This window comes from Clostridium sp. FS41 (genome assembly GCF_000954015.1).
Taxonomy (GTDB): domain Bacteria; phylum Bacillota; class Clostridia; order Lachnospirales; family Lachnospiraceae; genus Enterocloster; species Enterocloster citroniae.
Genome location: NZ_JYHN01000061.1, coordinates 143266 through 157254, shown reverse-complemented (window position 1 = coordinate 157254; position 13989 = coordinate 143266). Strand labels below are relative to the sequence as shown.

Annotated in this window: 14 protein-coding genes; 4 read left to right on the top strand and 10 right to left on the bottom strand. The window is 51.2% G+C overall.

The features are described from left to right. The first annotated feature begins 19 nt into the window (after window positions 1-19). Entirely contained in the window at window positions 20-823 is an 804-nt protein-coding gene (locus CLFS41_RS15275) for an MBL fold metallo-hydrolase (protein ID WP_045092770.1), read from the top strand. A 54-nt stretch (window positions 824-877) separates the two neighbouring features. Further along, complete coding sequence (locus tag CLFS41_RS29040) at window positions 878-1720, top strand: LysM peptidoglycan-binding domain-containing protein (RefSeq protein ID WP_052665765.1); 843 nt, start codon at window positions 878-880, stop codon at window positions 1718-1720. Between the two features lie 76 nt (window positions 1721-1796). Here CLFS41_RS29040 and CLFS41_RS15265 read toward each other — a convergent pair whose 3' ends face one another. The 6 genes from CLFS41_RS15265 to CLFS41_RS15240 form a co-directional block, all read right to left on the bottom strand. After that, on the bottom strand, window positions 1797-2981 hold the full coding sequence (locus CLFS41_RS15265) for an iron-containing alcohol dehydrogenase (protein WP_007861312.1): 1185 nt from the start codon (window positions 2979-2981) through the stop codon (window positions 1797-1799). A 104-nt stretch (window positions 2982-3085) separates the two neighbouring features. Beyond that, window positions 3086-3970, bottom strand: coding sequence for a carbohydrate ABC transporter permease (locus CLFS41_RS15260; protein ID WP_045092769.1), 885 nt, complete (start codon window positions 3968-3970; stop codon window positions 3086-3088). A gap of 13 nt (window positions 3971-3983) precedes the next feature. Then, the gene (locus tag CLFS41_RS15255) at window positions 3984-4934 is read right to left on the bottom strand and encodes a sugar ABC transporter permease (RefSeq protein ID WP_007861314.1); all 951 of its coding nucleotides are present in this window, start codon (window positions 4932-4934) and stop codon (window positions 3984-3986) included. 140 nt (window positions 4935-5074) lie between these two features. Next, window positions 5075-6409, bottom strand: coding sequence for an extracellular solute-binding protein (locus CLFS41_RS15250; protein WP_007861319.1), 1335 nt, complete (start codon window positions 6407-6409; stop codon window positions 5075-5077). A 112-nt stretch (window positions 6410-6521) separates the two neighbouring features. Further along, window positions 6522-7379, bottom strand: coding sequence for a MurR/RpiR family transcriptional regulator (locus tag CLFS41_RS15245; RefSeq protein ID WP_007861328.1), 858 nt, complete (start codon window positions 7377-7379; stop codon window positions 6522-6524). 75 nt (window positions 7380-7454) lie between these two features. After that, window positions 7455-8138, bottom strand: coding sequence for an N-acetylmannosamine-6-phosphate 2-epimerase (locus CLFS41_RS15240; RefSeq protein WP_007861330.1), 684 nt, complete (start codon window positions 8136-8138; stop codon window positions 7455-7457). A 208-nt stretch (window positions 8139-8346) separates the two neighbouring features. Here CLFS41_RS15240 and CLFS41_RS15235 point away from each other — a divergent pair, with 208 nt between their 5' ends. Both CLFS41_RS15235 and CLFS41_RS15230 read left to right on the top strand, forming a co-directional pair. Next, entirely contained in the window at window positions 8347-9264 is a 918-nt protein-coding gene (locus CLFS41_RS15235; protein ID WP_007861332.1) for a dihydrodipicolinate synthase family protein, read from the top strand. A gap of 17 nt (window positions 9265-9281) precedes the next feature. Then, window positions 9282-9935: a GDSL-type esterase/lipase family protein gene (locus CLFS41_RS15230; protein WP_045092768.1), complete on the top strand. Its 654-nt coding sequence runs from the start codon at window positions 9282-9284 to the stop codon at window positions 9933-9935. Window positions 9936-10081: 146 nt separating this feature from the next. On the opposite strand, the gene CLFS41_RS15225 is transcribed toward CLFS41_RS15230, so the two are convergent. The 4 genes from CLFS41_RS15225 to CLFS41_RS15210 all read right to left on the bottom strand — a co-directional run bounded on the left by CLFS41_RS15225 (window position 10082) and on the right by CLFS41_RS15210 (window position 13986). Further along, complete coding sequence (locus CLFS41_RS15225; RefSeq protein ID WP_045092767.1) at window positions 10082-11272, bottom strand: BMP family ABC transporter substrate-binding protein; 1191 nt, start codon at window positions 11270-11272, stop codon at window positions 10082-10084. Continuing rightward, window positions 11272-11859, bottom strand: a complete 588-nt coding sequence (locus CLFS41_RS15220; protein ID WP_007861336.1) for a hypothetical protein — start codon at window positions 11857-11859, stop codon at window positions 11272-11274. Before CLFS41_RS15220 ends, CLFS41_RS15225 begins: the two co-directional genes overlap by 1 nt. Window positions 11860-11929: 70 nt before the next feature. Continuing rightward, a complete protein-coding gene (locus CLFS41_RS15215; RefSeq protein ID WP_045092766.1) occupies window positions 11930-12886 on the bottom strand; it encodes an ABC transporter permease in 957 nt (318 codons plus the stop codon). Further along, window positions 12883-13986 (bottom strand): ABC transporter permease, encoded by a 1104-nt coding sequence (locus tag CLFS41_RS15210; protein WP_007861338.1) that lies wholly within the window; start codon window positions 13984-13986, stop codon window positions 12883-12885. Before CLFS41_RS15210 ends, CLFS41_RS15215 begins: the two co-directional genes overlap by 4 nt. Window positions 13987-13989: the final 3 nt, after the last annotated feature.

Sequence of the window (13989 nt, the reverse complement as noted above, 5' to 3'; positions counted from 1 at the left end):
TCTAAGGAGACGGAAATATATGGAAAATTTATATGTGTTTGGAACAGGAAATGCCCAGGCAACCCATTGCTATAACACCTGTTTCGCCCTCAGGGACGGGGATGAATACTTTATGGTGGATGCGGGCGGCGGCAACGGCATCCTGCGTATTCTGGAGGATATGGATGTAGACATATGCCATATCCACAACATCTTTGTGACCCATGAACACACGGATCATATCCTGGGAATCGTATGGATGGTGAGAATGATTGCAACCGCTATGAGAAAGAGCGCCTACGAGGGCGAACTGCAGATCTACTGCCACCAGGACCTGGTGGAAACCATTTCCACCATCTGCCGCCTGACCATGCAGGGCAAATTTTATAAGATGATCGGAAGCCGCATCTTCCTGGTTCCTGTGGAGGACGGGGAAACCGTCCATATCCTGGATTATGACGTGACATTTTTTGACATCCTTTCCACCAAAGCCAAGCAGTTTGGTTTTACCACCACCTTAAAGAACAGGCTTAAATTCACCTGTGCTGGAGATGAACCATACAATCCCGACTGCCGCGCCTATGTGGAGGGAAGTGACTGGCTTCTCCACGAGGCATTCTGCCTGTACCGGGACCGCGAAATATTTGCCCCCTATGAAAAGCACCACAGCACTGTCAAGGAGGCCTGTGAACTGGCCGGGGAGCTGAACATCCCAAACCTTGTGCTGTGGCACACGGAGGACAAACAGCTGGCCCAGCGCAAAGCACTGTACACAGAGGAAGGCAGGGAGTACTATCACGGCAATCTGCTGGTGCCTGAGGACAGGGAGATCATATCTCTCTAAGGAGCGGCCGCACTGCCATCTGAAAAGCCGCCGTATAAGAAAAGGAGGACCGGAATGACAAGATCAATGAGCAGGACAGGAAGGGTGATATTTTCTGCCCTCCTATTATTTGGTTCCATCTGCCTTTGTTCCGCTCTCTTTTTTCAGGCAGAATCCCGGGCGGAGACCTCCGGCCCCGTGGGGCTGATGGAAGGAGTGAGCGACAGCAAGGGCAATCCTGTCCTGTATCCGCCCACGGATATTGAATTCAGTACCTCAGACCAGGGGGTTAATTTTAGCGGAGGGATCCACTGGTCCCATGAGCAAAACGCATATTCCGACCAGTTCATGCACGATCCGGTGAATCACTGGGATTCTGCTTTTCAATACACCTACTTCAGCCTGGACACGGATGTCTCCTATTTCAGCGAAATGGAGATGGATGGAAAAACAGAACGGATCGAGGGCGCTTCTATTGAGCCCATGGCCATCTCCTCCGTGGAGGCCGTGAACGGAGCTCCCGCATCCGTATACCGGGCCAATCCCGATGCGGAGCCGGACCGCTGGTTCTCCCTGCTTCCTGACAAATACAAAGCCTATAAAGGGAAGGGAAAAACCATAAAAGTAACCCTGTATTTCCGCGTTCTGGATAAAGACGGGGTGGAACATACCATGCCTTTGGGCACCCACTTCTTCATGGACCGGCAGCCCGCCTATTACCAAGTCAACAGTGACGGATGGGGACACGAATACATGGTCCGGAAAGGAGACTGCCTTTCCAGCTTGGCAAACCTGTGGTACCACGACCCATCCCTTTGGCGGGAAATATATGAATGCAACCGTGATACCATTACAGACCCTGATGTGATCATTGCAGGGCAGATGATCCATATGCCGGAGCGGTTTGTGGTGAAATGATTTCTGCCCTGTATGAACATACGGGCCAGCGGTTCTCATCAACCGCTGGCCCGTATGTTCATTTCTTCTCTGTTTTTTATTCCCCCATGGCCATGCCATAGATCTCTATCATTTCTTCCTTGCCCAGTTCAACAATTCCTGACAATTTGCGCTGGCCCATATTGGTGCACTTTTCAGCCATCTCCTCAATACGGTCCCGCTCCACGCCCAGTTCCTTTAAGGTCACGGGCATGCCCAGGCTCTTGTAGAAATCCTCGGTGGCCTGTATTCCGGCCAGAGCCGTGTTCATGGGGTTTTCAAAATCCATGTCAATATTCCACACATTCACCCCATACCTGGCAAACCGGCTCACATCATGGGAACACACATATCTTGCCCAGGACGGCCACAGGGCAGAAAGGCCCGCGCCGTGGGCGATCTGCGGATACATGCCGGAAAGTTCATGCTCCATCTGATGCACCTGCATCAGAAAGCTTCTGCCCGCGCTGGTCAGTCCGTTGTGTGAAAGGCTTCCCGCCCACATAAGGGTCGCACGCGCCTCATAATTGTCCGGCTCCCTGTCCGCGATCCTTCCCGCCTCAATGGTGGACTTCAGGATTCCCTCCGCAATGCGGTCCGTAAGCATGGTGTCCCTGGTCCGGGTAAAGTACCGCTCCAGGGTGTGCATCATAATATCCACCGTGCCGCAGCCGGTCTGATATCTGCTTACGCTGTACGTCAGCTCAGGGTTGCAGATAGAAAACAGGGGGCGGTGGGTAGGACTGTTAAAGCCTCTTTTAAATCCGTTTTCCTCATTAGTGATCACGCAGGACGCGCTCATCTCACTGCCGGAAGCCGAAAGGGTAAGGATGGTGCCCACAGGCAGCGCTGTACGTGGAACCGCCTCATGGCGGAAGTAGCTCCACACATCCACTCCCGGATTGCCTGCTCCGTCCGCAATACACTTGGCCGAATCGATCACGCTTCCGCCTCCCACTGCCAGCACAAAGTCCACATGTTCCTTAAGGCACAGTTCGATCCCCTGCCTTACCATGGATAACGTAGGGTTGGCCTGCACTCCGCCCAGGGTCACACAGCCGATCCCCTCTGCTTTAAGGGCGTCCAGGACCGCATCCAAAAGCCCTGTCTTTTTGGCACTGGCTCCGCCAAAATGCACCAATACCCTGTGAAAACCATATTCTTTTACAATTTTTCCCACTTGCAAATGGGTTTCCTTTCCAAATATCACCCGGGTGGGTATAAAAAACTCAAAATTTTCCATGATGATCCGTTCTCCTCTCCACATGTAAAATAGAACCTAATGGTATTCTATCACGAACCATCTCATGCTTCAAGTGCCGGGCCGCCAAGGGCCGGGCTCTGCTCTTATCCCTTAACAGCACCCATGGTAATGCCCTGGGTGAAATACTTCTGGAAGCAAAGGAACACAATAATGATAGGAACAGAAGCCAGGGCAGCTCCTGCCATAATAAGCCCAAAGTCATTGGACATCTCGCTCAGCTTGCTGGCAATACCCAGGGCAATGGTCTTGGACTCATTCTGGGTCAGCATGACCAGCTGCAGAGGATACTCGTTCCAGGAATTGATAAAGGTAAAGATCGCCAGGGCGCCGAATCCCGGTCTGATGATGGGGAACGCCACATTGATAAAGGTTGTCAGTTCACCGGCGCCGTCAATACGGGCAGCTTCCAGCAGGGAAACAGGGATATTTTCAGAAAACTGTTTCATCATGAACACGCCAAAGGGCCAGCCCACCACGGGACAGATCACTGCAAACATGGAGCCCCACACGGAGTGGATCAATCCCAGATCCGACATTTCCTTCATCAATGGAATAAGGATAACCTGTTTGGGAAGCGCCATGGCGCACACAAAAAGGCTGAATATCAGTCTTTTACCCCAGAAGCGTTTCTTTGCCAGGACATAGCCTGCCAGGGATGCGGTGATACAGGTAAGTATCATGGCTGTCGCCGAGATAAACACGCTGTTGAACAGCCACCGGATCGCCATGGGCATACCTATGCCAAACAGTTCTGTCTTGCTCTTAAACAGCCTTGCAAAGTTGTCCCAGGAAACAGTGGTGGGGATCCATTTGACCATCTCACCCGACTTGATGATGATATCGCTCTTTTCCTTTACAGATCCGGTGACGATCCAATAAAGGGGAAAGAGGAAAAATACAGCCAGGAACACAAGGATGATAACCGTGACCACATAATAAGGAGATAATATTTTCTTTTTGCCTGTCATATGTTTTGTCCTCCTATTCTGTTGTTCCGCCGTTCATGACCTTAAACTGCAGGGCGCTGAACAGGGCGATCACGATTGCCAGGACGACACCCATTGCATCGGCATAGCCAAACTCCTTGGTTGTCTTGAACGCAATCTCATATAATAGGTACATAACCGTGCTGGTGCTGTAATTAGGCCCGCCTGAAGTCAGCAGCTGGATCAGGGCAAAGCACTGGAAGCTGTTGATGGTAGTGATGACGGCAACATACAGCGTGGTGGGCATGATGGATGGCCACTTGATGCGCCAGAATACCTGGAAGCTGTTGGCGCCGTCAACCTTGGCAGCCTCCTCCAGGGAACTGTCCACATTGCCCAGGGCAGCTACATAGAGGACAATGGGCTGGCCAATGGAGGTAGTGAACAGGATCAGGATGATACACCACAAAGCCATGGATTCGCTGGCGGTCCAGGGAAGAGGCTGGCCCCCAAAACTCCTGATCACATAATTGAGAAGACCGTCATATTTGTCAAACATCCACTTCCAGACCACAACAACCGCTACCGAACCGGTGACTACCGGCAGGTAAAAGACGCAGCGAAAAAATGAACGGATACCGGAACGCATTCTGTAGATAGCGGAGCCTACCCATAGGGAGAATGCGGTAACGGCGGGAACTGAGACTGCCACAATGATCACGGTGTTGACAGCCGATTTCAGGAATATCTTATCCTTAAAAAGACGGATGTAATTCTCCAAACCCACGAACGTTCCTTTGGGATCCGCAAAGCTGGCGTTGGTAAAGCTGGTAATAACACCCATTGCCATAGGAGTGATGACAAACCCCACAAAGAAACACAATGCCGGAAGCAGGAACAGATATGAGACCATGGTCTCCCTACGCTGAAGGACCATGCTGCGCGCCGGCGCCTTTTCCTTCCCGGGCCTTCTCTCCTTTTGCTTGGAAACAGTTGTTTTTTCCATATTCTTTCATTCCTCTCTAAAGATTGGTTCAAAATATCCGTTCTGAACGGATGCAGGAAACATCCCATCCAAACATGTTATGAAAGCAGACTCCCTCCCCCCGCACCCGGCAGAGGAAGGGAGTCCATGGTATATTTCAGTTAGTTGCTGTTTGCAGATGCGTTAAACTCATCTGCTGCCGCCTGTGGGTCGGTACCGTTAAATACCTGCTGCAGCATGTTGAACCACAGAGGACGCATAGCGGCAAATCCGGCGCGTGTGTTGTAATAAGGGCCATAGTACTGGCTCCAGGAAGCCAGCATAGCTTTGTGCTCGTCTCCGGGATATAAATCGCCAAAGGAGGTGCGGACCGGGAATGCATTGGTCTTAACCACGCTCTTTGGTCCCCATTCAGGATCGTCACAGATAAATTTAATAAACTCTTTGGATGCGGCTGCGCGGGCATCTGACTTATTATCAAATACACAGAAACCGTTTACCAGGTATTCCAGAGAAGGCTTGCCGTCCTCAGATGGGAATGGCACTGCGATCTGGGTATAATCTTCAGATGCGTAGGTGATCTCTGCGGATGTGCCAAAGCAGAAGGTCATGGCGCAGGTCTCCTGCTGGAACTTCTGCAGTTCATCAGCAGCAGCCATATCAAATCCAGCGTCAATGGACTTGTTATCGTACATTTCCTTTAAAAGTGTAAGGGCCTTAACACCGTTTGCGTCAATGTTCCACGTTCCGTCAGAACCCACGATGGAAGAACCGTATAAGTTGTTCACCAGTGCGCGGGTGCCCTGGTCGCCGCCCTGTCCGCCGCAGTATACAATACCCGGAACCTGAGTGGGAGCTGCATCCCGAAGGGCTTCACACATCTTAACAAAGTTTTCCGTTGTCCAGGTACGGTCCCCTTCCAGGTTCACGTACTGAAGCGCATCTGCTTTCTCCAGCGCTTCCTTGTTCAGACCCATATAGAATGGAGAGGAAGAAATCGGATACATCCAGGCTGTGCCGTCCGCGCCCACGCAGGTTTCCACAAGTGACTGGCTGGTAAGGTCGCTCTTAAGGTCACCCAGTATATCATCCAGGGAAACCAGGTATCCCGCCTCGCCAAACTCAATAATACGGCCCGGGGCGTCAAAAAGGATATCAGGTGCAGTGCCTGAGGTAAGGGCTGCCGTCAGTTTATCCGGTCCGGATGTAAAGTCTATGTACTCAACCTTAACCTTTATGTCGGAATGAGCGGCGTTAAATGCGTCAACCACCTCCTGCTCATAACCGGTATCCACACCAAATGTGGGGAATGCCCACCAGGTGATCTCCGTCACTTCCGAAGCAGATCCTGCTGTTGTCTCAGCGTCCGCCCCCGCTGCGGTAGTCTGCGCTGCTGCAGGCGCTGCAGTGGTCTCTGCCGGTTTGCCCCCGCCACAGCCAGACAGGGCTCCAACCGCTAATGCTGTTGCCAAACCAAGAGATAAAACTTTTTTCATGATTTCTCCTCCTTGAAATATTTGATAAACTCATTATATATAAGAAAAATAATTTTGTCAATAAATTATAAAAAAAAATATTTTTTTCTATTTTATTCGACAGTTTTTCCACCTAGCAAAGTTTTTCCAGGACAGAGGCCGAAGTTTTTTCGTTATTTTTACTACAAACATCAAAATAACGCCTGTAATATTCTGAGTACATTAAGTCGATCAAAAACAGCTGGCTGATCTCCGCAGAGGTGGAGCCGCCCTGAAGCGGTCCCTCATTTGCCCCGCACAAAAGCACCAGGTCCGCGTAGGAGGTCAAAGGTGATTTTACAAATCTGGTAACGCAGATGATCTTCGCCCCTGCCTTTTTTGCCACCTCCGCCACATGAATGGTATCCTTGGTGGCGCCGGAATAGGAAAACAGGACCGCCACATCCTCCTTTTTCATCATGGACGCCACCATGGCCTGCATGTGGGAATCCTGCATACAATACACCTTGGGCTCGATGCGAAGGAACTTATTGGTTGCCTTAAGGGCGGTCAGAAGACTGGCGCCCACCCCGAAAAAGCAGATTCTGTCCGCCTGTCCAAGATAGTCGATGGCTTTCAGGAAATGCTCCGTATTCAGAAGGGAAAATGTCTCAGTCAGGGCATTGATATTAGTATTGAGCACCTTTTGCGACAGTTCCTCAAAAGAGTCCTCCAGGCTGATATTGCCGGCAAGCCGCTCCATGTCCTTGCCGTCCCCCTCGTGAAGGCTCAGGGACAACATCATCTTAAACTCCTGATACCCCTTCAGATTCATGGTCTTACAGAAACGGAACACACTGGTGTCCCCCACATCACAGGCCTCGGCCAGGTCCGTGATGGACATAAACAGCACATCCTTGGGATGCTGCAGGATATAATCCGCCACTTTCTTTTCCGCTTTTGTAAACTGATTATATACCGCCCTTACTTTTATCAAAAAGTCTCCTTGCATAGTAACCTCCTGTCTGTCTTAAATCCTCTGTCTTAAATCCTCTGTCTTAAATCCTGTCATAAAATAAATCCCTGCCTAGCGGATGGCGGACACAAACCTCTTTGTGATCTCCATGGGCCTGGTGATGGCTCCTCCGATAACTGCTGCCAGCACCCCTGCGTCCAGGGCGGCCTTTAACTGCTCCGGAAGCCAGATCCCGCCCTCTGCGATCACCGGTTTGCCGCAGTCTTTCACCAGGCGTTTCATCAGATCGATATTAGGCAGCTGTGCTCCCAGCGTATAACTGGTATATCCATTCATAGTGGTGCCGATCAGATCAAAGCCAATCTCCGCCGCACGGATCCCCTCCTCATAGTTTGAGCAGTCAGCCATAAACAGCTGGTCGGGGTATTTCTCCCGTACCTCAATGAAAAATTCTTCCAATGTCCGGCCATCCGGGCGCTGCCTGCAGGTCGCGTCTGTGGCAATGATCTCCACTCCACAGGCGGCAAGGGCATCGATCTCCTTCATCGTTGGTGTGATGTATACGTCACAGTCTCCATATACTTCCTTGATGATTCCGATAATAGGGAGATCCACTGTCTTTTTTATTTCCTCAATATCCACAACCGTATTGGCCCGGATCCCAACCGCCCCGCCCAGCATGGCTGCATATGCCATCCGCGACATGATATAGGAACTGTAAAGCGGTTCCTCTTTTAATGCCTGGCAGGAAACAATCAGGCCTCCTTTGATTTGTTCCAGCACACTTTCACACATATTTGTTCTCCTCCCGCTTTTTTTTATGCATTTTTTCTATATTAACTCAACTATAGCATGTATAAAAAAATTTTTCAACATAAAATATAAACAAAAAAAAGTTTCTGCTTTTTATTGATTTTTTGTCTTCTCAATGGTATGATTCAACTATGATACCCTCGGTAGACAAGGGCACCAATGAATCTTTTATAAAAGGCGGGGAAATATTATGTCAAAGTATGATGTCAACAAATTCAAACAGGTCACCGTTGCTCTTAACACTCCCTTTCAGCCGGACGGCAGTGTGGATCTAAAGGCTGTCAGGGCCGTGGTCAATTATTTTTACAACAAGGGGATACGGCAGATGTACGTGTGCGGAAGTACGGGGGAAGGCTTTCTGCTGGATACGCAGGAGCGGATGGCGGTGACGGAAACCGTGGTGGAGGAAGCGGCCGGAAGGATGAACATCATTGTTCACGTGGGCTGCCCGGATACCAGGCATTCCGAAGAACTGGCAAGGCACGCAGAAAAAGCCGGCGCCAATGCCACCTCTGCTGTTCCATGTGTATACTACCGCATGGGCGAAGAAAGCGTGTTCCAGCACTGGACCAGGATCACAGAGGCAGCGGATCTCCCATTTTTCATCTATAACATCCCCCAGCTCACAGGCTTTAACCTTTCCATGGACCTGTTCAGGCGTATGCTGGAGAATGAAAAAGTAGCCGGCATCAAATGCTCTTCCGACCCGGCCCAGGACATCCTGCGCTTTAAGCTGGCCGGCGGAAAGGATTTCCTTGTATTCAACGGACCGGACGAGCAGTTTATCGCGGGCCGTCTCATGGGCGCTGACGCAGGGATCGGCGGCACCTACGGCGCTATGCCTGAATTATATTTAAAGATGGACGATCTGGTTAACCGGGGCGAATGGGAGAAGGCACAGATGGTACAGAACCTGGTGACGCCTCTGATCTACCGTCTCTGCTCCTTTGCATCCATGCACGGTGCTGTAAAGGGGATCATTTCCCTGGACGGCTGTCCCATGGGTGACCCACGGCTTCCATTCCTGCCCGTGGCCCTTGACGATCCACAGCTGGCGGCCCTGTACCATGACATCAGGCAGGCTGTTAAAGATACAAAGGACCTGTAGATCCAGGAGGCGCGCTGATGAAAAAAAGACATATTGTATGCTTCGGCGATTCCAACACCCACGGCTACCGCGCTTCGGATGACGGCCGCTATGATGAGCAGGAGCGCTGGACCTGCCTTTTGCAGAAACAGCTGGGGGATAATTATCTGATCATAGAGGAAGGGCTGTCCGGACGGACCACCTGCTTTTCAGACCCCATCCACGAGGGGCTGTCCGGCCTGGACTACATCTATCCCTGTCTCATGAGCCACGAGCCGGTGGACCTGCTGGTCATCATGCTGGGGACCAATGATACAAAGGAGCGTTTCGGCGCCTCCGCCGCGTGCATTGCCCTGGGCCTAAAGCGCCTGATTGCCAAGGCTGCTTCCACTTTTGACGCCTGGAGAACAGGCAGGGCCAACATCCTGGTGGTCACGCCCAAGTCCATTGACAAGCGCTATGAGGCCACCCAGGTTGGCAAGACCATGGGTATGGGCTGCGCTGAGAAATCAGAAGGCCTGGCCCAAGAATTTGAAGGGATAGCATCCCAGATGGGGTGCCATTATCTGGACGCCAATACCGTGGTAACGGAACAGAACCATTATGACTTTATGCATCTGACAAGAGAGGGGCATCAGGAACTGGCTGATGCATTGGCGGAAGTGATATCTTCCTTATTTAACTCACAATAAGAAATGAAATAAAGAGGCAAACCACACGATAGCCCCAAGGCACAAACTCTTCTGTGCTTTGGGGCCATCGCGCGGTTTACCTCTTTTTTATCTTATCTTTCTTTTTTCCAATCTTCCAGCATTCCAATCAGCTGCCTTTTCTTCCCTTACTGGCAATTCTCATTAATAAATGCCTTTACCTCATCCTGTCCCTTGCCGATGGCGCTCTTAACTTCAATGGAGCCATCCGCGATTCCGGCCTTTGCTTCCTCTAACTTCGCTTTGCCCTCATCGGACAGTGCTCCGTTTAACTGGTCGCCTTCCACAATGCCTACAGCGCCGTCAGACAGTCCAAGGACCTCATACTCTCCATATGGCAGAGTGCCGTTGTCCAGGTATTCCCCGATCACGTTGTAAACAGCATTGCCCACTTCCTTCACAACAGAGGTCAGGAACTTCTCCTGGATCGCCTTGTCATCCTCATAAAGCTGGGACTGGTCGCTGTCCACGCCGATCACGAACTTCTGGGCCTCCTCCGCCGCATTGTGGACGCCGTTGCCGGATCCGCCTGCACACGCAAAGATCACGTCCGCACCTGCATCGTTGTACTGGGTCATGGCTTGGGTCTTGGCTGTGTCGGGATCATTCCATGCGCCTACATAGTTGTATACGATCTTGATGTCAGGGTTGTAGTACTGGGCGCCCTGGATATAACCCCACAGGAATTCCTGGATGACCAGGGACTCGTCCATGCCGCCGATAAAGCCGATCACATTGGTGGGATCCATGCCCTCTGCGCCGTTGGCTGCAACATCAGCCGCAGCAATACCGCCCAGGAACGCTGCCTGGCTTGTGGCAAAGTCCACGCCGTATGCATTGTTGTTCTCACACTGGTCGATCACATCCTCACTGATAATGGTAAAGGCAATGTCAGGATACTCATTGGCAACCTCCACCAGGTTGTCCTTAAAGTCGGAAGCAGTGATGATCAGGTCAGCACCTTTATCAGCGGCTTCATACATGGCCTGCAGGTTTGCCTGAAGGTCAGCCGTTGTCTCCACCACATGCACGTCCGCCCTGTCTACGTAATCTGCCACGGCGCGGTCGCCGCCTGCTGCCATGCTGTCCCAGTAGGACAAGTCGCCCCTGTCGCGGATGAACACATATACCTGCTTTTTCTCGCCGCTGTTAGCTGCTTCACCTGCATCCTTACCCGCCTGTGCGCCGGCTTCTGCCTTTGGCTCATTGCCCTTGGCCGCCTCTGTGGTTTTGCCTCCTCCGCCACAGCCTGTGAGCATTGCGCCCGCCATTACGGCTGACATTGCCAGTGCTGCAATCCTTTTCCAGTTCTTCATCATTACTTGTCCTCCTTTTTCTGTTCTGCTTCTTTTTTACACATTTCATAAAGCTTTAAACGGTAGGAATCATCATACTCATCCCAGAGCGGCTGTACCTTGCTGGCCTCATCCAGGAAATAGAAGACGTCCCTTCCCATTGCCCTTCCCTTAATGGTATGCATGTCGACTGCATATTCCGGGATCTCAGGAACATATCCGGCCTCAAATTCCCTCATGATGATATTCTTGATATGGTCTGTTGAGCGCTCTTTTTGGCATCTGCACATATAGCGGATCGCATGCATGAAGAAAATAGGCCTGTCCCCGTCCATATATGGGTATTCCTTGTGAAGGTCGTACATGGTCTTTACAAAAACAGGCGCCTGGGTATCCCCAAAGCCCACATCCTCCACAGAGATCACCAGCAGACGGTTCCACATTTTCTCCTCATGGAATGTGGATGTGATGTAAAGCTCATATGCCATGCGCAGGGCCGTTTCCTCCTCCGCCCTTCTGATGCACTTTTGCATTGCAGAGATGACCAGATCCGCCTCCAGACCATTTTTTGTTCTTGTGTTTGACCATGGATCATAATATTCCTGTGCCATTTTTTATTGTCCTCCTCTTTGTTATTGTGTATTCCCCAAGTCTCAGGAGACTATGAGAGTACACTGTTTATCATGCTGCCTGTTGGGAGCGTAATTGCTCCAGGCTTGCAAGCTTTTCTTTTCTGCGCGCTACCATTTTCCGGATGGACTGGATAATGACCAGCACCAGGATGATAAACAGATATGGGAACGCTTCAATGAGTTTCAGGTCGATCTTGCTGTAAAGCTGCAGGTAAACGGTGATGGTATCGGAAAATCCGTAAAGCAAAGAGCTTAAACACCCCACAATGGGATTGCCCTGGCTCATGGCATCCATTGCAAGGGACATGTAACCCCTGCCCGCCACCATTCCTGTTGTAAATGATTTAAGAGCGCCCATGGAAAGATACATGCCTCCAAAGGCACAGGATATCCCACAGATGGCAAGGGCTGCAAACTGGTGCTTTAGCACGCTGAGCCCAGCTGCCTTTGCCGCTGCCGGATTCTCTCCCACGGCCCGGATATTGATGCCCAGTTTTGTCTTATAGAGCATCCATGCGGTCACCGCCACGATCCCCCACGCTATGTAGGTCACAAGGTTTTGTCCGGAAAATATGGTTCCCAGGACCGGTATATCCTTTATGACCGGTATGTTCACAACCGGGAAGGTAAGGCTTTTCAGCGCGCTGGAGTTGGCCTTGCTGCCCGTGAGCATAACCAGCACAAACACGGTCACGCCGGTTGCGATCAGGTTCACGGCAACGCCGCAGGCATTCATGGCCCCTTTCATGACCAGGGCAAAATAGCCGAATACAAACGAGATGAACACTCCCATGACCACGGCCGTCAGGCAGCCGACCCACAGGTTCTGCGTAAAGGCGCTGGCAATCACGCCTGTGAGCGCGCAGATCAGCATGGTTCCCTCAATGGCCAGGTTGAATATCCCTGATTTTGTCATCATATTAGCTGCAAGGGTTGCAAGCATAACCGGTGTTGTACTTGCCAGCACTGTTTTCCAGAATGTGGGTGATAAAAAGAACTCCATCATGCTGCTGCACCTCCTTCTTCTGCTTCTGCCTGTTTAAGGGACATCTTCTGGTCATGGCGCTGCTTCAAAAAGTACAGGAATCTCTGGGATGCAACCAGAAGGATGATGATCCCCTGTAAAAATGTCACGATCTCCGGATCCAGATCCGTTGACCTGGACATGATTTCCGCACCCACTCTCAGGTATGCGATAAAGAATGCAGTCAGTGGAATAAAGGTGGGGTTGCCGTTGGCAAGCATATAGATCAGAAGTCCGTCCCACACGTAAGCGGTCTGGGACTGCCACTGGAAACGCTTGTACACTCCCACGATCTCAATGGCCCCTCCCATGCCGGCAATGGCTCCGCCGATAAACTGGGCCATCAGGATCACAAACCCGGTCTTAATGCCTGAAGCCTTTGCAAAGGCCGGATTGCTTCCCGTCACCCGCACCTTGTATCCAAAGGAGGTCTTGTTCATCAGGAAGATCACAAACAGGGTCACCGCAATGACAATGACAAAACCGTAGTGCAGGGTGGTCCCCTTGATCATGGTCCCCAGCTTTGCGTGGTCCGGAAACTTGTAGCTTCCCCAGCTTCCGCTTTTCTCCAGGAAAAAGGAACTGATAATGGACAGCCCGAAATAATAGAAAATGGAATTGGCCATAATGGCCAGCACCACCGGGTTTACCTTGGTGTACTTATTTACAATGACAGGCAGCATGGAGATCACACCGCCCACCACGGCTGCCGCCAGGATCAGCGCCAGCTGGTGCAGGCCGTTTGGAAGGGGGCATGCAATGGCAATGGCGGTGGCAACAACTGCGCCCATGTAAAAGGATGCGTCTGAACTGATATTGAAAATACCGCTCTTTAAGCACAGGGTCAGCCCCAGACCGGTGAATACCAGAGGAATGGCCCTTACCACAACATTAAAGAAGCTTCTCTTGGTCTCCAGGGGTCCCAGCATCAGCTTTTGGATAGCCAGCCCAGGTGTCTGGCTGACAAAAAAGATGATGACAAAGACAAGGAGGATGGAGAGCAGCAGAGCTGCCGCGATCCGCATGACACTGAAATAATCCATGATATCAAATGGCTTTTTATTCTGATTCTTATTCTCCATGAT